The organism is Chromobacterium sp. Beijing, from assembly GCF_021496765.1.
Classification (GTDB): Bacteria; Pseudomonadota; Gammaproteobacteria; order Burkholderiales; family Chromobacteriaceae; genus Chromobacterium.
This window is the reverse complement of record NZ_CP053750.1, coordinates 5,254,027-5,272,518: the sequence shown is the minus strand read 5'-3', so window position 1 is coordinate 5,272,518 and position 18,492 is coordinate 5,254,027. Positions and strand designations below refer to the sequence as shown.

Annotated in this window: 16 protein-coding genes; 10 read left to right on the top strand and 6 right to left on the bottom strand. The window is 64.4% G+C overall.

All coding sequences use genetic code 11. The features are described 5' to 3' along the window. Positions 1-279: 279 nt before the first annotated feature. Positions 280-777, bottom strand: a complete 498-nt coding sequence (locus HQN78_RS24730) for a dihydrofolate reductase (RefSeq protein ID WP_235087026.1) — start codon at positions 775-777, stop codon at positions 280-282. Next, complete coding sequence (locus tag HQN78_RS24725; RefSeq protein ID WP_107800369.1) at positions 774-1,568, bottom strand: thymidylate synthase; 795 nt, start codon at positions 1,566-1,568, stop codon at positions 774-776. The genes HQN78_RS24730 and HQN78_RS24725 overlap by 4 nt, the downstream gene beginning before the upstream one ends. A gap of 128 nt (positions 1,569-1,696) precedes the next feature. Between HQN78_RS24725 and flhB the strand changes: the two genes are divergently transcribed. The 7 genes from flhB (at position 1,697) to HQN78_RS24690 (ending at position 10,480) form a co-directional block, all read left to right on the top strand. Further along, a complete protein-coding gene (gene flhB, locus HQN78_RS24720) occupies positions 1,697-2,854 on the top strand; it encodes a flagellar biosynthesis protein FlhB (protein ID WP_107800370.1) in 1,158 nt (385 codons plus the stop codon). 48 nt (positions 2,855-2,902) lie between these two features. Continuing rightward, positions 2,903-4,984, top strand: coding sequence for a flagellar biosynthesis protein FlhA (gene flhA / locus HQN78_RS24715; protein ID WP_107801935.1), 2,082 nt, complete (start codon positions 2,903-2,905; stop codon positions 4,982-4,984). Between the two features lie 6 nt (positions 4,985-4,990). Further along, positions 4,991-6,475, top strand: a complete 1,485-nt coding sequence (gene flhF, locus HQN78_RS24710) for a flagellar biosynthesis protein FlhF (RefSeq protein ID WP_235087024.1) — start codon at positions 4,991-4,993, stop codon at positions 6,473-6,475. A gap of 5 nt (positions 6,476-6,480) precedes the next feature. Next, positions 6,481-7,350, top strand: a complete 870-nt coding sequence (locus HQN78_RS24705; RefSeq protein WP_107800372.1) for a flagellar synthesis regulator FleN — start codon at positions 6,481-6,483, stop codon at positions 7,348-7,350. After that, positions 7,347-8,093, top strand: a complete 747-nt coding sequence (locus HQN78_RS24700; RefSeq protein ID WP_081545393.1) for an RNA polymerase sigma factor FliA — start codon at positions 7,347-7,349, stop codon at positions 8,091-8,093. The genes HQN78_RS24705 and HQN78_RS24700 overlap by 4 nt, the downstream gene beginning before the upstream one ends. A 46-nt stretch (positions 8,094-8,139) precedes the next feature. Continuing rightward, positions 8,140-8,889, top strand: a complete 750-nt coding sequence (locus HQN78_RS24695) for a flagellar motor protein (protein ID WP_081545394.1) — start codon at positions 8,140-8,142, stop codon at positions 8,887-8,889. Positions 8,890-9,262: 373 nt separating this feature from the next. Then, positions 9,263-10,480 (top strand): cytotoxic necrotizing factor Rho-activating domain-containing protein, encoded by a 1,218-nt coding sequence (locus HQN78_RS24690; RefSeq protein WP_235087022.1) that lies wholly within the window; start codon positions 9,263-9,265, stop codon positions 10,478-10,480. A gap of 29 nt (positions 10,481-10,509) precedes the next feature. Here the strand turns inward: HQN78_RS24690 and HQN78_RS24685 are convergent, their stop codons facing one another. Continuing rightward, entirely contained in the window at positions 10,510-11,394 is an 885-nt protein-coding gene (locus tag HQN78_RS24685; RefSeq protein WP_107800376.1) for a LysR family transcriptional regulator, read from the bottom strand. Between the two features lie 103 nt (positions 11,395-11,497). Here HQN78_RS24685 and HQN78_RS24680 point away from each other — a divergent pair, with 103 nt between their 5' ends. The 3 genes from HQN78_RS24680 (at position 11,498) to ptsG (ending at position 16,724) form a co-directional block, all read left to right on the top strand. After that, a complete protein-coding gene (locus HQN78_RS24680) occupies positions 11,498-11,884 on the top strand; it encodes a DoxX family protein (RefSeq protein WP_019103721.1) in 387 nt (128 codons plus the stop codon). A gap of 468 nt (positions 11,885-12,352) precedes the next feature. After that, entirely contained in the window at positions 12,353-14,872 is a 2,520-nt protein-coding gene (gene ptsP / locus HQN78_RS24675) for a phosphoenolpyruvate--protein phosphotransferase (RefSeq protein ID WP_235087020.1), read from the top strand. 88 nt (positions 14,873-14,960) lie between these two features. Next, the gene (gene ptsG / locus HQN78_RS24670; protein WP_235087017.1) at positions 14,961-16,724 is read left to right on the top strand and encodes a PTS glucose transporter subunit IIBC; all 1,764 of its coding nucleotides are present in this window, start codon (positions 14,961-14,963) and stop codon (positions 16,722-16,724) included. Positions 16,725-16,801: 77 nt separating this feature from the next. On the opposite strand, the gene HQN78_RS24665 is transcribed toward ptsG, so the two are convergent. The 3 genes from HQN78_RS24665 to HQN78_RS24655 all read right to left on the bottom strand — a co-directional run bounded on the left by HQN78_RS24665 (position 16,802) and on the right by HQN78_RS24655 (position 18,481). Continuing rightward, positions 16,802-17,599, bottom strand: a complete 798-nt coding sequence (locus HQN78_RS24665; protein ID WP_227104730.1) for a Cof-type HAD-IIB family hydrolase — start codon at positions 17,597-17,599, stop codon at positions 16,802-16,804. A gap of 92 nt (positions 17,600-17,691) precedes the next feature. Continuing rightward, positions 17,692-18,048, bottom strand: coding sequence for a carboxymuconolactone decarboxylase family protein (locus HQN78_RS24660; protein ID WP_235087015.1), 357 nt, complete (start codon positions 18,046-18,048; stop codon positions 17,692-17,694). Positions 18,049-18,211: 163 nt separating this feature from the next. Next, on the bottom strand, positions 18,212-18,481 hold the full coding sequence (locus HQN78_RS24655) for a cyclic nucleotide-binding protein (protein WP_107800380.1): 270 nt from the start codon (positions 18,479-18,481) through the stop codon (positions 18,212-18,214). Between the last annotated feature and the right edge of the window lie 11 nt (positions 18,482-18,492).

Sequence of the window (18,492 nt, the reverse complement as noted above, 5' to 3'; positions counted from 1 at the left end):
GAGTTGGGAGTGGGTCTGACCCTGACTTATAGATCAGAGCGGTCGTGCATAGAACCGGGTTCTTTTTACATACTATGTCAAATCAGGGTATAGCTTTGTATGTAGCGGTACGAAAAAATACCCCTCAGAGAGGGGTGTCGGTGAGAAATTTGCCTAAAAAGACCCTAACTATGTATCCCTACCTGGGGGGGATAACTCAAGGCGGGTTTTTGGCTCGAAACCGGTTCGCAGTCGCCTGCGCAAGGACAAGGCGAGGCGAAACCGCTTCAGGACGCGATCTCAGCGCCGCAGATAATCGACGAAGGCGTAAGCCAGCCCGGCGGCGCTGACATGCGCCTCGCGGCTGTCCTCGCGCCAGAGTTCGGCGGACACCTCGGGGAAATGGGCGTCGCCCAGGTAATCGCCGTCGATCTCGGTCAGACGCAGGCAATCCGCGCCGGCGATCGCCTGGCGGTACAATTCGGCGCCGCCGATCAGGCACACCTCCTCCACCGCGCCGGCCAGGACCAAAGCCTCTTCCAGCGAATGCGCGGCCTCCGCGCCGTCGGCGCGCCAATCCTTCTGGCGCGTCACCACGATGTTGCGGCGGCCCGGCAGCGGCCGGCCTATCGAGTCCCAGGTCTTGCGGCCCATGATCACCGGCTTGCCCAGCGTCACCTCCTTGAAGTGCTTGAGATCCTCCGGCAAATGCCAGGGCAGGCGGTTGTCTATGCCTATCACCCGCTTGGCCGCCATCGCCGCCACCAGGGTCAAGCGCGGCTTCCCGGCCGCCGTCATACCGCCACCGCCGCTTTGATGTGCGGATGCGGATCGTAGCCTTCCAGTTCGAAATCCTCGAACTTGAAGCCGAAGATGTCCTTGACCTGCGGATTGATCTTCATCGTCGGCAAAGCGCGCGGTTCGCGCGAGAGCTGCAACTCGGTCTGCTCCAGATGGTTGCTGTACAGATGCGCGTCGCCCAGCGTGTGGACGAAATCGCCCGGCTGCAGTCCGCACACCTGCGCCACCATCATGGTCAGCAAGGCGTAGCTGGCGATATTGAAGGGCACGCCCAGGAAGATGTCGGCGGAGCGCTGATAAAGCTGGCAGGACAGCTTGCCGTCGGCCACGTAGAACTGGAACAGGCTGTGGCAGGGCGGCAGCGCCATCTCGTCCACCAGCGCCGGGTTCCAGGCCGACACGATCAGGCGGCGCGAATCCGGGTTGTTCTTGATCATCGCCACCACATTGGCGATCTGATCGATGTGGCGGCCGTCCGGCGCCGGCCAGCTGCGCCACTGGTAGCCGTAGACCGGCCCCAGATCGCCGTTTTCATCGGCCCACTCGTCCCAGATCGACACGCCGTTTTCCTTCAGATAGCGGATATTGGTCTCGCCGGACAGGAACCACAGCAATTCATGGATGATGGAACGCAGATGGCACTTCTTGGTGGTGATCAGCGGAAAACCCTGTTGCAGGTCGAAACGCATCTGGTGGCCGAATACCGAACGGGTGCCGGTGCCGGTGCGGTCGGACTTGTCGTGGCCATGTTCCAGCACATGGCGCATCAGGTCGAGATACTGTCGCATTGTGTTCATTCCATCTTTGATACCAGCCATTGTACCCGACTTGAAGCCGGCTCGGAAAAGCTGGCCCGGCCTCGCCGCTTCGGCTACCATTCTCTTTAAAATCAAGACAGAAGCATGAAACACCGGACATGGCTGAAGATTCCGATCTAGAACGCACCGAACCCGCGACCGCGAAACGGCTGGGCCTCGCCCGAGAAGACGGCAATATCCCGCGCTCGCGCGAGCTGACCACCTTCGCCATCACCATGGCCGGCGTGGCGCTGCTGATGGCCCAGGGCGGCCACATCGCCACCAATCTAGCGCAGACCATGCGCATGCTGCTCACCTTCGACCAGACCACGGTGCACAATGTGGAGCCGGCGCTGACCCGCTTCAAGGAAACCATTTTCAACGCGCTGTGGAGCCTGGCGCCGCTCCTGGCCGGCCTGGCGCTGGTGGCGCTGTTCGTGCCCATGCTGGTGGGCGGCTGGAACCTCACTTTCAAGGCGGTCGAGCCCAAGTTCAGCAAACTCAACCCCTTGCCCGGCATCAAACGGATATTCTCGGTCAACGCCGCCACCGAAGCGCTGAAGGCCATTCTCAAGAGTGTGCTGATCGGCGGCATCGCCACCTGGTTCATCTGGCGCGAGCGCGCGGAAATCATCGGCCTGATCTCCATGCCGCTACCCACCGGCATCGCCAAGATGACCGATATGATCATCACCACCTTCTTCGTGGTGACTTCGGCGATGATTCTGCTGGTGGCGATCGACGTGCCCTTCCAGCTGTGGAGCTATCACAAGAAGCTGCGCATGACCAAGGAAGAGGTCAAGCAGGAATACAAGGAGGCCGAGGGCTCGCCCGAGGTCAAGGGCCGCATCCGTCAGATGCAGCGCGAAGCCGCGCGCAAGCGCATGATGCAGGAGATTCCCAGCGCCAACGTCATCGTCACCAACCCTACCCACTACGCGGTGGCGATCAAGTACGACGACGGCATGCGCGCGCCGCAAGTGGTGGCCAAGGGGTCTTTGAAGCTGGCGGAAAAAATCATCGACACCGGCAAGGACCACCACGTCATCGTGATGCGCTCGCCCAGCTTCGCCCGCGCGCTGTACTTCCACGCCGAAATGGGAGAGGACATTCCGGCCAAGCTCTATTCCGCCGCCGCCCAGGTGCTGGCCTATGTGTTCCAGCTCAAGAGCTATCAGGACAACGGCGGCCTGGCGCCGGTGTTCCCGGACCAGCTGGACGTGCCCGCCGAGCTTGACCCGCAAAGCAAACGCCAGCAAGATGCGACGCCACCATAATGATAAGGTCGACGAACCGATTCGACCGGCTTGAGCCATAAATCCAGCATGGACTCCATACTAGACATACTGAAGCGCTTCAAAGTCACCCAGCTGGCCGGCCCCGTGCTCATCATCCTGATTCTGGCGATGATGGTGCTGCCGCTGCCGCCGGTGCTGCTGGACATCTTCTTCACCTTCAACATCGCCGTTTCGGTGATCGTGCTGCTGGTGGGGATCAATGTGCGCAAGCCGCTGGACTTTTCCGCCTTCCCCACCGTGCTGCTGGTCACCACCTTGCTGCGGCTGTCGCTGAACGTCGCCTCCAGCCGGGTCATCCTGCTGGAGGGCCACTCCGGGCCGGACGCCGCCGGCAAGGTGATCGAATCCTTCGCCCACTTCCTGATCGGCGACAACGTCGCCATCGGCATCGTGGTCTTCGTCATCATCACCATCATCAACTTCGTGGTGATCACCAAGGGCGCCGGCCGCATCGCCGAAGTGAGCGCCCGCTTCACCCTGGACGCGATGCCCGGCAAGCAGATGGCCATCGACGCCGACCTCAACGCCGGCCTGATCGGCGAGGACGAAGCCCGGCTGCGCCGCGTCACCATCGCCGAGGAAGCCAACTTCTTCGGCGCGATGGACGGCGCCTCCAAGTTCGTGCGCGGCGACGCCATGGCCGGCATCCTGATCATCATCATCAACATCGTCGGCGGCTTGATCGTGGGCATGGTCCAGCACGATCTGGACGCCGGCGTCGCCGCCAAGACCTATACCCTGCTGACAATCGGCGACGGCCTGGTGGCGCAGATTCCGGCGCTGATCATCTCCACCGCCGCCGGCATCGTGGTGTCCCGCGTGGGCACCGACAAGGACATGTCCGAGCAATTCCTCGGCCAGATGTTCACCAAGCCGCAAGTGCTCTACATCACCGCCGCGGTGATCGGCATGGTCGGCCTGATCCCCAATATGCCGCACTTCTCCTTCCTGCTGATCGCCGGCAGCCTGGGCCTGCTGGGCCGCATGATGGAGAAGCGCCAGAAGGCCGAGGCGCAGCAGGCGGAGCAGCAGCAGCAGGCCGCGCCGCCGCCGGAACACACCACGACCGAAGTCAGCTGGAACGATGTCCAGCACGTGGACCAGCTGGGCATGGAAGTGGGCTACCGGCTGATTCCGCTGGTGGACCGCAGCCAGGACGGCGAACTGCTGCGCCGCATCCGCGGCATCCGCAAAAAGATCGCCCAGGAGCTGGGCTTTCTGGTGCCGCCGGTCCATATCCGCGACAACTTGGAAATCAAGCCCAACGCCTACCGCATCCTGCTCAAGGGCGTGGAGCTGGGCCTAGGCGAAGCCTTCATCGGCCAATATCTGGCCATCAATCCGGGCCGGGTCAACGGCGAACTGGCCGGCACCCCCACCACCGATCCGGCCTTCGGCCTGCCGGCGATCTGGATAGACGCCGGCAAGCGCGAAGAGGCGCAGAGCCTGGGCTATACCGTGGTGGACGCCAGCACCGTGGTGGCCACCCATATTTCCAATCTGCTGCAGACCCACGCGGCGGAATTGCTGGGGCGCGAGGAAGTGCAGGCGCTGATCGATCATCAGGCCAAGGAATCGCCCAAGCTGATCGAAGACCTGGTGCCCAAGGTGGTGCCGATAGGCACGCTGCAAAAAGTGCTGCAACAGCTGCTGACCGAAGGCATCCACATCCGCGATTTCCGCACCATACTGGAAACGCTGGCCGATCACGTGGCCACCACTCAGGACATCGACGAGCTGACCAATATCGTGCGCACCGCGCTGTCCCGCGTCATCGTCCAGCAATTATTCCCCGGCGAGCAAGAATTACCCTTGATGACCCTGGAGCCGACATTGGAAAATGTGCTGATGCAGGCGGTGCAATCCAAGACCGGCGGCGGCCTGGAACCGGGCCTGGCGGAAAATCTGCTGGCCAGCGCCGCCCAGGAAACCGAACAAGTGGAAATTCAAGGGTACAATCCGGTACTCTTGACCGCGCCGGGACTGCGGCCTTTGCTGGCGCGCTTCCTGCGCCGCGCGCTGCCGCAGCTGCGTGTTATTTCTCATAATGAGATACCGGACAATAAATCAATTCGTATAATTGCTGTAATTGGGGGAAGCAAGGGCTAATCGAACATGGTGGTGAAAAAGTTTTTCGGCAAAACCACGCGTGACGCGCTCAGACAAGTTCGAGAAGAACTGGGCGCGGACGCCCTGATTCTGTCCAACCGCCCCACCATGGGCGGCGGGGTGGAAATCATGGCGGTGGCCGACGCCGACGTCGCCAACCTCGCCACCAATCTGGCCACCTCCTCCAGCAAGCATCCGCCGCGCAACGCGCCGCCGGTGGTCAACCGCGCGCCGTCGCCGCTGCCCACCCCGGCCGGCGCCGCGGTCAACCGCGCCATCGCCCGCACTTACGCCATGCCGGTGGAGCCGCTGGACAGCCCGCCGCCGCCGCGCATCGAAGCGCAAGCGCCGCGTCAACGCATCGAGCCGGCCTTCGCGCCGGAGCCCCAGGCCGCGCCGCGGCCGGCCCAGCCGTCCTATCCGCCGCAGTACGCGCAAGCCGCGCCCCAGCCCGCCGCCCCGCGCGTGCAGCCGCCTGCGCAAACCGCCCCGCCGCCCCGCCCCGCCGCCCCTCCGGTCGCCAACAACGGCGAGGAGCCGGAAGTGATGGCGCAGGAGCTGAAGCAGATCGGCGACGAGATCAAGCTGCTGCGCAGCCTGCTGCAAAGCCAGCTGGCCAGCTTCGCCTGGTCCGATATGGAGGGCAAGGCGCCCAATCGCCTGGAACTGTTCAAACACCTGCTGGCCATGGGCTTTTCCGCCCACCTGATCCGCCAGCTGATCGAAAAGATGCCGGCCCAGTACGAGGCCGATGTCGCGGTCAAATGGGCGCGCTCGGCGCTGATGCACAATCTGAAATGCGCGGACGCCGACAAGGAAATCATGGACCGCGGCGGCATCTACGCGCTGGTGGGCCCCACCGGCGTCGGCAAGACCACCACCGTGGCCAAGCTGGCGGCGCGCGCCACCATGCGCTTCGGCGCCCAGCACGTGGCGCTGATCACCACCGACAGCTACCGGATCGGCGCCCAGGACCAGTTGCGCATCTACGGCAAGATTCTCGGCATCCCGGTGTTCTCCATCCAGAACGAGGGCGATCTGCAGCTGACGCTGGCCGATCTGTCCAACCGCCACATCGTCTTCATCGACACCGTGGGCATGGGCCAGCGCGACGCCCGCGTGCTGGCGCAGATCGAAATGTTCCGCACCGCCGGCCGGCCGATAGAAAGGCTGCTGCTGCTGGCCTCCAACGCCGACGGCCAGACGCTGGAAGACGTGGTGCGCCGCTATCGCGGCGACGGCCTCACCGGCTGCGTGCTGTCCAAGATAGACGAATCGGTGGCGATGGGCCCCAGCCTGGACGTGATCATCCGCAACCGGCTGCGCCTGTTCTACATCACCAACGGCCAGCGCGTGCCGGAAGACCTGCACGCCGCCCACGCCGGCTTCCTGGTGGACCGCGCGATGCGTTCGCAGCAACAGCATTCCCCCTTCACCCTTCAGGCCGACGAACTGCCCATCATGAACGCGGCCCAGGCCGGATGGTTGTAAGCGCGATGCAGGATCAAGCCGCCAGCCTCCGCCTGCTCAGCGCCCGGTCCGCGCGCGCGCCCAGCTTCGCCTTCATCGGCTCCGCCAGCGCCGGCGCCAGCACCCTAGCCACCGAACTGGCGCTGGGCCTGGCCTACGCCGGCCAGCGGCCCTTGCTGGTGGACTGCACGCTGGGCCAGGTTCAGGCGCGCCGTCTGGGCGTGCCCACCACCGCCACGCTGGAAAGCCAGGTGCTGACCCTGGGCGGCCTGGACGAGATGATGATGAGTTCGCGCCAGGGCATTCAGTTGATCAATCTCTACGCGCGCCCGGAAGAGCGCGCGCTGTTCTCCGCCCAGCTATGGCTGAGGCTGGGCAGCGAATTCGCCGCGCTGGAGCGCGACGCCTCGGTGCTGCTGGTGGACGCCCCCAGCCCCGCCCACGACCCGGTGCCGGCCAGCGTGGCCGACAATTTGGTATTAGTGCTCACGCCGGCGGCGGAGTCGCTGACAACGGCCTACGCTAATATCAAGAGGTTGTCCGGCAGCTACGGCCGCCAGCGCTTCAATGTGCTGATCAACCGCGCGCGCCATCTGGAGGAAGCGCGCGAATTGTTCACCCGGCTGTCCGCCGCCACCGGCGAATTCCTGTCGGTGTCGCTGCGCTGGGTGGGCTTTGTGCCGATGGACAACGCGGTACGTCGCAGCCAGACGCTGCGCCGGCCGTTGATGGAGGCGTTTCCGGACAGCGAGGCCGCGATGGCCTTCTCGCAGCTGGCCGCGGTGCTGCCGCAGTGGGACACCCAGGAAACGCCGCGCAGCGGCACCGGATTCATGGATTTGTTGATTGCCGCCTCACGCGACTGGGCCGAGGCGGATGGAGTCAAACCGCTATGAGCTTGCCGTCCTTACGCCGAACCGGCTACGCCGCCGCCTCGCCTCCCGCCGAGATCGACGTGGAGGCCTACGCGCCGCTGGTCAAGAAGCTGGCCGGCATGATGATCGCCCGGCTGCCGGCCTCGGTCGACATCGACGACCTGATCCAGGTCGGCGTCATCGGCCTGATCGAAGCCGCGCGCCAATTCGACCCGGCCCAGGGCGTGATGTTCGAAACCTTCGCCAGCCAGCGGGTGCGCGGCGCCATGCTGGACGAACTGCGCCGCGAAGACTGGATGCCGCGCCAGGCGCGCCGCCACTCGCGCCAGATCGAAGACGCGGTCCGCCAGCTGGAACATCAGCTGGGCCGCTCGCCGCTGGAATCGGAAATCGCCGCGCAAATGGGGCTGGAGCTGGAACAGTACCAGGACATGCTGGGCGATTGCCGCGGCATGACCTTGCTGCATTTCGAGGATTTTTCCAACGACGACGGCGACGCGCTGCCCGACGCGGTGGCCAATGTCGCCGACGACGACTCGCCGGACCCGTTCGCCGCGCTGGCCGACGGCGGCTTCCGTCAGGCGCTGATAGACGGCATCAAGCTGCTGCCGGAGCGCGACCAGTTGGTGATGTCCCTGTATTACGAGCAGGAATTGAACTTGAAGGAAATCGGCGCGGTGCTCGGCGTCTCCGAATCGCGAGTCAGCCAACTGCACAGCCAGGCCATCGCCCGGCTGCGCGCGCGCATCAAGGACTGGCTCTGACCCTCCGCGCCCTGACGCGGCATAACATTAAAAACCGGAACTTCGCGTGGATAAGATAAGCATTGTAGCCATTCTGATGGGCCTGACCGCCATTATCGCGGGGCAGGCGCTGGAGGGCGGCAACATCGGCTCCCTGATGCAGCTGACCGCCTTCATGATCGTCATCGGCGGCACCGTCAGCGCGGTGATGCTGCAAAGCACGCCCAAGCAATTCGCCGCCGGCGTGCGCATGCTCAAATGGATCTTCCAGCCGCCGGTGCTGGATCACGACAAGATGATCCGCGAAGTCATCAACTGGAGCCAGACCGCGCGCAAGGGCGGCCTGCTGGCGCTGGAAGGCTACATCAATCTGCAAAAAGACCCCTTCATCAAGAAAGCGCTGCAAATGCTGGTGGACGGCGCGGAGCCTGACACCTTGCGCTCGGTGATGGACGTGGAGATCTCCATGTTCGAACACGCGCGCAAACAGGCGGCGCGCATCTGGGAATCCGCCGGCGGCTACGCGCCGACCATGGGCATTCTGGGCGCGGTGCTGGGCCTGATCCACGTGATGGAAAACCTGTCCGATCCGTCCAAGCTGGGCGCCGGCATCGCCGTCGCCTTCGTCGCCACCGTCTACGGCGTCGGCTCCGCCAACCTGTTGTTCCTGCCCATCGCCAACAAGCTCAAACACCTGATCGCCTCGGAAGTCGCCTTGAAAGAGCTGGTGGTGGAAGGCCTGGTCTCCATCGCCAACGGCGAAAACCCGCGCATCATCGAAAGCCGTCTCAAGGGCTTCCTGGCGATGCACGAATAAAAAGCGCGCGCCCAGCGCGCTTTCCCGCCAGCGGCCTAAGACCCTGTTCAATGTCTGCTGCGCTTCAGCGATACAGCGTTGAAAACAAGCTCAAAATGCTCATGTGCCACGTGCACATTCCGCTTTTTCGCTCGTTTTCGCCTTGTCTCGCCCTTGCTCGCGAGACTTTGAACAGGCTCTAAGCGCCCGCCTTCCTCCTCTCCACACTCCCCCTCCCCGTCGTCGTTTTTTGAAAGACAGGCCCCGCCTTTTTCGCTGCAATGGTCGGCGCGGCCAGACCCCTGGCCCGAAACCAAAGCAGCGCCCGCGCGCCGGCCCAGCGCCACAGCGAGGGAAAGCCCCTCTCCATCCCCTATTCCGCCTGGAACAACAGATGAAAATATCGAGTCCGATATCCATCAAAACAATCTACGAACAATTGCTTCAACAGCCGGCGGCCAAGCAGGGCAAAGCCCAAGACCTGAGATTCGGCCTGAGCAAAAGCGGCGCCCTGGTGGTGTACAACAGCCGGCTGCACAGCCTGCTGCACCCGGATCAGACCAAACGCGCCAAGGCCTTCGTCCGGCAGCTCTGCCAGGATCCAAACGCGCAAGCCAATCTTTACCACGCCAAAAAGGCCTTGATCAGCCAAAGCCGCGTCGTGCACGACCACGCCAAATACGGCGATCCCACGGCGAACTTCAGGCAGGACGTCAGACAAAACAAAACCGTCACCACCTCCTCGCCGCAAGAAAAGCTCTTGTTCGAGCGGGATAAATCGCAAGTGTTGTCCGGCAGCGTCGCTCCGCTGATCGGCAAGGGCGTGCTTTCCGTCGAAGGCGGCGCCCAGGCCTCCGCGCCGGCCGGCGTCGTCGACTGCATCCGCCACGACCGGGAGGGTGATAAAAAAGGCGGCGACGCCGTCTCCTCGGACTTCATCCAGTACTCTCACGGCGGCCAGGCCAAAGCCAAGGAGCTGATTCCCGGCACGCCGATCGGCAACTATTACAATAAATTCCAGTTCGGCGACACGCTGCGGCTGATCGAAATCGGCAACGGCCTGCAAGGCACGGTGGGGGTGAAGTTCGACACCGGCGCGCTACGGGACGGCGATTGCTGCCTGTTCAATTCCGGCGCGCTCTCCGGCTGCACCATGGTCTACGCGCTGAAAGCAGGAATGCTTTACGCCTATCATGCCGGCACCGTGAAAAACGGCGACGGAGAATGGGAGACGGCGACCGACGGCGCGCGCTCCATTGTGGACGCCCATAGACGGCTATGCGGCGACCAAGCTCCGCCAGACCGTCCGGTCGGCAATAACCGCGAACTGGCCGCCTTTCTTCGCGATCACTTCGATCACGCGATGATGGTCTACAGCGGCAAGGGAGAAACGCCGGATCTAGCGGACAGCGGCCATGTCCACCACTTTGACTACAACAAGACGCCGCTGGGGCAAGAGCTGGCCAGCGTCGGCAACGCGTTGGCGCTGCTCAAGAAGACCGGCGACAGCCTGAGCCTTGAGTTCCTGGGCGACAGCATGCGGATCAATCACAACTGCGGCGTTCATTCACAGGACGCCGAAATTTACGCGGTCGACATGAGTCGGCTTTGAGCCCACGGCCAATCAGCTACGCGCCGCCGCTACTGGAAAAACTGCTGTAGGTAATCGACGAAAGCCCGGACCTTGCCCGGCACGTGCCGCCGCGCCGGGTACACCGCCGACAAATCCAGGCAGTGCCAGTCGTAATCGCTGAGCAGCGGCACCAGCGTGCCGTCCGCCAGGCCCTGCTCCACCAGAAAGCGCGGCTGCAGGATCACCCCCATGCCGTGGACGGCGGCGTCCGTCAGGATGTCGCCGTTGTTGGCGCGCAGCATGCCCTTGACCTTGACCCGGCCGCTGCTGCCGTCCGGCGCGGTGAAATCCCATAGATTGGGCTGCGCGGTCAGCGCGTACAGCAGACACTGATGCTCGGCCAGATCCGCCGGCGTCGCCGGCGTGCCGCAGCGTTGCAGATAGCTGGGCGCGGCGACGACCAGATCCCGTATCCGCGCCAACCGGCGCGCCACCAGGGAAGAGTCGGACAGATTCGACACCCGCAGCCCCAGATCGAAGCCCTCCTCCACCAAGTCCACCCGCCTATCGTTCAAGTTCAGCTCCACTTCGATCTGCGGGTACTGCAGATGAAAGCCCGCCACCGCGCGCCCCAGATAACGCATGCCGAAGGACACCGGCGCCGACACTCGCAAACGCCCCACCGGACTGCTGGCGCCGTGCGATAAACGCGCGTCCAGATCGTCAAGCTCGGCCAGCAGGCCGCCGGCCTGCCCCAGATAGGTCTCGCCCGCCTCGGTCAGCGACAAACGCCGCGTGGTGCGATGCATGAGCCGCACACCCAGACGCCCTTCCAGACTGGACACCAGCTTGGTCACCATCGCCCGCGACAGCTCCAGCCGCTCGGCGGCGGCGGCGAAACTGCCCAGCTCCGCCACGCAGACGAAGGCGCGGATTTCCGAAAAGCGGTCCATGATCATTTCCTATTGGTAAACAATATTTTTATTAATAGCGGATTTATTGAGTTTTCTCTACATGGTCAAATGCACTCCATCGCAAACTTGATTGGAACCCACCATGAACCGCTTCCAGAACCCCGCCCTCGGCACCCTGATCCTGCGCCTGTCGCTGGGCCTGATGTATCTGTCCCACGGCCTGCTCAAGCTGCTGGTGTTCACACCGGCCGGCACCGCCGGCTACTTCGCCAGCCTGGGCCTGCCCGGCTTCGTCGGCTACTTGGCCATCCTGGCCGAAGTCGGCGGCGGCCTGCTGCTGCTGTCCGGCTTCTTCGCCCGCTGGGTGGCGCTGGCGCTGACCCCGCTGCTGCTCGGCACCATCGTGCTGGTGCACGGCGCCCACGGCTGGATGTTCGCCAACGAAGGCGGCGGCTGGGAATACCCGGCCTTCCTGATCGCCGGATCGCTGGCCCTGTTCTTCCTCGGCGACAACAAGCGCCAGGCCTGAAACAACGGCGCCTGACCGCCTCCAAAACGGCGGCCCTCTCGAGAGGCCGCCGTTTTTCATTTCGCGCATAACAAAAATGCAACAGCCGCCCGGCCGCGGGCCCCGCCGCCAAGACGCTCGCATTTCCACGCCAAACCCATCCCCGTCGCAACCCGCCTCGTCCCTCCGCCATCGTCTCCGCGCGAACTAGTGCAAATACGTGAATTCCTACTTGCGCAATTTCTTGATTGCCATCAAGCTGCACCGTTATTTCGATGTAGTTAAACTACAATATTGGCATCATATCGCCAGCTGGACAGTAAGCGTCTGTACTGTTGCCGCGCGATGGATGCCGCAGCGCCATCGAATCAAGACAGGCCTTTCCGTACGGTGTACCCTATCCGGCACGCCACGCGGAACCGCTCATGAAGAAGCAGGCCGACGCTCGTAATAAAACAACTGATAAATTCCCGATCTGAGGAGTTACATATGAGCACACCCTTGCCAAGACTGAAGATCCTCGCCCCCCTCTCCGGGTGGCTGGTCGCCCTGGACACCGTCCCGGATCCGGTGTTCGCCGGCAAGATGGTGGGAGACGGCATCTCGCTGGACCCCACCTCCTGCAGTCTGCTCGCGCCGGTGTCCGGCGTCGTCAGCAATCTCCATTCCGCGCACCACGCGCTCACCATCACCTCGCCCGAAGGCGTGGAAGTGATGGTGCACATCGGCATCGACACCGTGATGCTCAAAGGCCAGGGCTTCCAGCCGCTGGTGGAACAAGGACAACGCGTCAGCGCCGGCCAGGCGCTGATCGACTTCAATCTGGACATGGTGGCGCGCAACGCGCAGAGCCTGCTGACCCAGATCATCATCACCAACGGCGACGAAACCGTCAGCGCCATGCACCGCGCCAGCGGCTTGGCCGAGGCCGGCAAGACCGCGGTGCTGGAGTTGGAGCTGGCCGGCGCGGCCGCCGCCGCCGCGCCCGCGGCCGGCGGCGCCAAGCTGCTGTCCCCGGAAATCGAAATCACCAACCCCGCCGGCCTGCACGCCCGGCCGGCCGCGGTCTTCGCCAGCAAGGCGAAAAGCTTCCAGGCCGACATCCACCTGCTGCTGGACGAGCAGTCCGCCAACGCCAAATCCGTGGTCGGCGTGATGGGCCTGTCCACCCGCAACGGCGACAAGGTGCGGATCGAAGCCGTCGGCGCGGACGCCGAACAGGCGCTGGCCGAGCTGACCCAGCTGCTGCTGGACCGCTGCGGCGAAGCCGAAGACGAAGCGCCGGCCGCGCCCGCGCCCATCGCCGCCGTCGCCCAACAACAGGAAAGCGCCGAGCTGCTGGTCGGCGTCGGCGCCTCTCCCGGCCTGGCCATCGGCCGTGTCTATCATCACCGGCTGCAGGAATTCGACGTGCCGGAATTCGGCCAGGGCGCCAGTCTGGAACAGCAACACTTCGCCCGCGCCACCGAAGAAGCCGCTCAGCAGATCGACGCGGTCAAGAGCCAGCTGACCGACAAGGCCAAGCAGGCCATCCTGTCCATGCACCAGGAACTGCTGCAAGACCCGGACCTGCTGGCGCAGACCTACGCCGGCCTGGCCGACGGCAAATCCGCCGCCTGGTCCTGGCGCGCCGCCTTCAGTTCCTACTCCGCGCGGCTGGAAGCGCAAGACAACGCGCTGCTGCGCGAACGCGCCAACGACATCCGCGACGTGGGCCGCCGCGTGCTGGCGCTGCTGGCCGGCGTCAAGCAGGCCAGCCTGGACGTGCCTGCCGGCTCCATCCTGATCGCGGAAGACCTGACCCCGTCCGACACCGCCGCGCTGGACCCCAACAAGGTGCTGGGCTTCTGTACCCGCACCGGCGGCGCCACCAGCCATGTGGCCATCCTGGCGCGTTCTCTGGGCATCCCGGCGATCTGCGGCATCTCCCAGGCCGCGCTGGCCCTGCCCGATAGCGAACAAGTCATCATCGACGGCGGCCGCGGCACGCTGCGCATCGCGCCGAACGCCGAACAGCTGGCCACCGCCGAGGCGGAGATCGCGCAGATCGCGGAGCGCCGCGCCGCCGAGGCGGCGATGTCGCAGCGGGAAGCCCGCACCAGCGACGGCGTCCGCATCGAAGTGGTGGTCAATATCCGCAACGCCGCCGACGCGCGCGAAGCGGTGGCCAAGGGTGCCGAGGGCGTGGGCCTGCTGCGTTCGGAGTTTCTGTTCGACAACCGCGACACCCCGCCCAGCGAGCAGGAACAGGCGGAGGAATACTGCGCGGTGGCCCGCGCGCTGGGCAAGGAGCGCCCGCTGGTGGTGCGCACCCTGGACGTGGGCGGCGACAAGCCGCTGTCCTACCTGCCGCTGCCCAAGGAGGACAACCCCTTCCTCGGCCTGCGCGGCATCCGCGTCAGCCTGGAGCGCCCGGACCTGCTGCGCACCCAGTTGCGCGCCATCCTGCAGGCCGCGCCGCTGACCCGCTTGCACATCATGTTCCCCATGGTGGCCTCGCTGGACGAACTGCGCGCCGCCAAGGCCGTGCTGGCCGAAGAGCAGGCCGCCAGCGGCCAGCATGACGTCAAGGTGGGCATCATGGTGGAAGTGCCGTCCGCCGCCGTCATGGCCGCGCGCTTCGCGCCGGAAGTGGACTTCTTCTCCATCGGCACCAACGACCTGACCCAGTACGTGCTGGCGATGGACCGCGGCCACCCGCAGTTGGCCAAGCAGGCCGACGCGCTGCATCCGGCGGTGCTGGCGATGATCGCGATGACTTGCGACGGCGCCCGCGCCCACGGCAAGTGGGTGGGCATCTGCGGCGGCCTCGCCTCCGACGAGCGCGCCGCGCCGCTGCTGGTGGGCATGGGGGTCAGCGAGCTGTCGGTCAGCACGCCGGCGCTGGCCGCGGTCAAGGCCACGCTGTCGCGCTGGAGCGCGGCGGAGTGCGAGGCTCTGGCGCAACAAGCGCTGGCCCTGTCCACGGCGAGCGAAGTCCGCGAACACCTGAACGCGCAAGCCCGATAAACGAGACTCTCCGGGCATCCGGAGCGATGTAGGGCGGCGAATGCGCCGCCCGCTATTTCCTACGCTGTTGAGCAAGGAATGAACCACCATGTTTAGTCAATCATTCGCATTTCTGCAAAAGATCGGCAAAGCGCTGATGCTGCCGGTGGCCGTGCTGCCGGTGGCCGGCCTGCTGCTGGGCATAGGCGCCACCGATTTCCACACCCAGAACACCGTCGCGCTGGCCATCCTGTCGCTGATGAAGAACTCCGGCGACGTGATCTTCGGCAATCTGCCGCTGATCTTCGCCGTCGGCGTGGCGCTGGGCTTTACCGAAAACGACGGCGTGGCGGCGATCGCCGCCGTGATCGGCCACCTGGTCACCACCGTCACCCTGGGGGTGATGGCCGGCCTGATGGGGGTCAAGCCCGACACCATCATGGGCCTGCCGTCCATCCAGACCGGCGTGTTCGGCGGCATTCTCGCCGGCGGCCTGGCGGCCTATATGTTCAACCGCTTCTACCGGATCAAGCTGCCCGAATACCTGGGCTTCTTCGCCGGCAAGCGCTTTGTGCCCATCATCACCGCCATCAGCGCCATCGCGCTGGGCGTGGCGCTGTCCTTCATCTGGCCGCCGATAGGCAACGGCATCAAGAGCTTCTCGCAGTGGGCCGCGGTCAGCGATCCGCGCACCGCCGCCACCGTCTACGGCCTCGTAGAACGGCTGCTGCTGCCCTTCGGCCTGCACCATATCTGGAACGTGCCCTTCTTCTTTGAAATCGGCGCCTTCCCGGACGCGATCAGCGGCAAGATGATACACGGCGACATCAACCGCTTCTTCGCCGGCGATCCGACCGCGGGCATCCTGTCCGGCGCCTTCCTGTTCAAAATGTTCGGCCTGCCGGCCGCGGCCATTGCCATCTGGCATTCGGCCAAGCCGGAGAACCGCGTCAAGGTGGGCGGCATCATGATTTCCGCCGCGCTGACCTCCTTTTTGACCGGCATCACCGAGCCCATCGAATTCTCCTTCCTGTTCGTGGCGCCGGTGCTCTACCTCCTCCACGCCTGCCTGGCGGCGTCGGCGCAGTTCATCGCCAACACCCTGGACATGCACATGGGCTTCACCTTCTCCCAGGGCGGCATCGATTTCCTGATGTTCAACCTGATCGGCGACAAGGCCAAGCACGCCTGGTACGTGTTCATCCTCGGCCCGATCTACGCGGCCATCTACTACGGGGTGTTCCGCTTCGTCATCGCCAAGTTCAACCTGAAAACCCCGGGTCGCGAGGACGAGAGCGCCGACGCCGGCGCGGCGGTCAGCGAAGACGCGCGCGCGCGCGAACTGGTTCTGGCCTTTGGCGGCCGCAGCAACATCAGCAGCCTGGACGCCTGCATCACCCGCCTGCGCATCGCGGTGCGGGAGCCGGCCAAGGTCAACCAGGCCAAGCTCAAGAGCATGGGCGCGTCCGGCGTGGTGGTGGTGGGCAACGGCATCCAGGCCATCTTCGGCCCACAGTCGGAAAACCTGAAAACCGATATGGAAATCTATCTGCGCGGCGCGGGCGCGGACGCCGAAATCGACGCCCCGGCCAGCGCGCCGGCTCCGGCGGCGCAAGCGGCGACGCCGACGCCCGCAGCGGATCAAGGCCAGGCCGCGGCGCTGCGCCAGGCGCTGGGCGGCGCGGCCAATCTGGCCAAGGTGGAAGCCATCGCCCATACCCGCTTGCGCGTGGAGCTGAAGCAGGGCTCGCTGCTCAATCAGGACGCGGCCCGCGCGGCCGGCGTGGCGGCGATGCTGGAAGTGGCGCCCGGCGTCTGGCATTTGATCGTCGGCGATCAAGCCGCCGGCCTGGCTCAGGCGCTTCAAGGCTGAGCGAACCGAAACGATCCGCACCACGTAAAAACGCCAGCGCAAGCGCTGGCGTTTTTTATTGGCGGGGCCCGTCTCGGCTATAAGGCGAACAGCTCGCGCAGATGGCGCGCCACGCCGGCTTCGCGGTTGCTGCCGATGCGCGGCACATCCGGCAGTTGCTCGGCCAGCCGCGCCTGGGCGTTGCCCATCATCCGCGGGTGGCCGGCGGTGCGCAGCAGTTCGATATCGTTCTGACCGTCGCCAAAGGCCAGGCAATGCGCCTTGTCCAGGCCCAGATCCGACAACACCAGCTCCAGCGCGTGGCCCTTGGACACCCCGGGCGCCATCACCTCCAGGCAATCGTCGGCCGAGAAAGTAATGTACAGCTCATCGCCGAAGGCCTGGTGCAGCTTGCGCTCCACCTCCAGCAAGTACGCGTGCTCGCCGATGTAGAGCACCTTGCCGACGCCCTCGCCGCCGTGCCCGGCCAGATCGGCCAATTGATAGCGCAGGCCGGAATCGGCGTGGAAATTGAGTAGATACTGGCAGGGTTGGTCGATCAGCCAGGCGTCGTCCAGATAGAAATTCAGCACCGTGCCGGCGGCGAACTCCGGCTGCGCCAGCCGGCGCACCAAGACGGGATCGATATCCTGGCGATGCACCAGCTTGTCGTCGGGATCATGCACCCGCGCGCCGTTGGACGTGATCAGGTGAGCGCGGATGCCCAGCGCCTGGCGTATGCCCTGCACGTCCAGATAATGACGGCCGGTGGCGATGGCGAAACGCACGCCGCGCGCCTGCAGGGCCTGCAAGGTGCTGGCGGTGAAATCGTCCACCGCGTGATTGGGGTCCAGCAAGGTGCCATCCAGATCGGATGCGATGAAGTGATACACCATCAAACTCCCGCGACAACAGAAGCGCACAGTATACGCCCGCCCGACGGCGCTGCCCATCAATGCGAGCGAGCGCTTTCTGGTCCGAACCGGGATCAGCCGGGTGCGCTCTCCCCGCCGAACTGCTCATAGGCCTGCAAGGCCTCCGCCGCCGTCATCAAGGAAGGACCGCCGCCCATATAGACGGCCACTTGCAGCATCTCCATGAATTCGGCGCGGCTGCAGCCCAGTTCCACCAGCGCCTTGGCATGAAAGGCCAGACAGCCGTGGCAGCGGTTGGCGATGCCTATGGCCAGCGCGATCAGTTCCTTGGTCCGGTTCGACAAGGCGCCGTCCGCGTGAGCGGCCCGGCTCATCTGGCCGAAGCCTTTCATCGTTTCCGGGATTTCCTTGCGCAGCTTGCTCAACTCCGCGCCCAGTTCCGCACTCAAATCAGGGTAATGAAGGCTCATGCTCGTCTCCTTAACATAACAATATATATTATATTTAATCATATATTGAAAGATGAAAGCAAGCCGCAATGCAAAAAGCCGAACTCGATGAGTTCGGCTTTTCAGGTAGCTGGCGGCCAGCCGCCATGGACGGCATGTAAAACGCCTTCGCCGCCCGCTCGGCCTAAATCCCCTCCCTGCCCGACAAGGCCAGCAAACGCTCCTTGCGGGTTTTGCGCATGCCCACCAAGCTGATGACAATCCACAACACTTGCGCCAGCAATGAAGCCAAGTTGAAGGCGTAACACAGCGAGATCAGCAGCAGCATCGCGCCAATCAGATTGAAACCGCTATAGCTGTAGTCGCTCAAGTCCACCAGCCTCCATTGCAGCAGGCTGTAGGCCAGGAGATAGAAAAACACCCCGATCAGCCCTATCCAGTCATACCACATCATCGCTCACCATC

What these genes read in the sequence shown, in the direction of transcription:
- HQN78_RS24725 (WP_107800369.1), bottom strand. Translation starts at nt 1,568, where the DNA reads ATGCGACAGTATCTCGACCTGATGCGCCATGTGCTGGAACATGGCCAC.
- HQN78_RS24690 (WP_235087022.1), top strand. Translation starts at nt 9,263, where the DNA reads ATGAAAATATCGAGTCCGATATCCATCAAAACAATCTACGAACAATTG.
- flhF (WP_235087024.1), top strand. Translation starts at nt 4,991, where the DNA reads ATGGTGGTGAAAAAGTTTTTCGGCAAAACCACGCGTGACGCGCTCAGA.
- flhB (WP_107800370.1), top strand. Translation starts at nt 1,697, where the DNA reads ATGGCTGAAGATTCCGATCTAGAACGCACCGAACCCGCGACCGCGAAA.
- HQN78_RS24730 (WP_235087026.1), bottom strand. Translation starts at nt 777, where the DNA reads ATGACGGCGGCCGGGAAGCCGCGCTTGACCCTGGTGGCGGCGATGGCG.
- flhA (WP_107801935.1), top strand. Translation starts at nt 2,903, where the DNA reads ATGGACTCCATACTAGACATACTGAAGCGCTTCAAAGTCACCCAGCTG.
- HQN78_RS24705 (WP_107800372.1), top strand. Translation starts at nt 6,481, where the DNA reads ATGCAGGATCAAGCCGCCAGCCTCCGCCTGCTCAGCGCCCGGTCCGCG.
- ptsP (WP_235087020.1), top strand. Translation starts at nt 12,353, where the DNA reads ATGAGCACACCCTTGCCAAGACTGAAGATCCTCGCCCCCCTCTCCGGG.
- HQN78_RS24655 (WP_107800380.1), bottom strand. Translation starts at nt 18,481, where the DNA reads ATGATGTGGTATGACTGGATAGGGCTGATCGGGGTGTTTTTCTATCTC.
- ptsG (WP_235087017.1), top strand. Translation starts at nt 14,961, where the DNA reads ATGTTTAGTCAATCATTCGCATTTCTGCAAAAGATCGGCAAAGCGCTG.
- HQN78_RS24700 (WP_081545393.1), top strand. Translation starts at nt 7,347, where the DNA reads ATGAGCTTGCCGTCCTTACGCCGAACCGGCTACGCCGCCGCCTCGCCT.
- HQN78_RS24665 (WP_227104730.1), bottom strand. Translation starts at nt 17,599, where the DNA reads ATGGTGTATCACTTCATCGCATCCGATCTGGATGGCACCTTGCTGGAC.
- HQN78_RS24685 (WP_107800376.1), bottom strand. Translation starts at nt 11,394, where the DNA reads ATGGACCGCTTTTCGGAAATCCGCGCCTTCGTCTGCGTGGCGGAGCTG.
- HQN78_RS24680 (WP_019103721.1), top strand. Translation starts at nt 11,498, where the DNA reads ATGAACCGCTTCCAGAACCCCGCCCTCGGCACCCTGATCCTGCGCCTG.
- HQN78_RS24660 (WP_235087015.1), bottom strand. Translation starts at nt 18,048, where the DNA reads ATGAGCCTTCATTACCCTGATTTGAGTGCGGAACTGGGCGCGGAGTTG.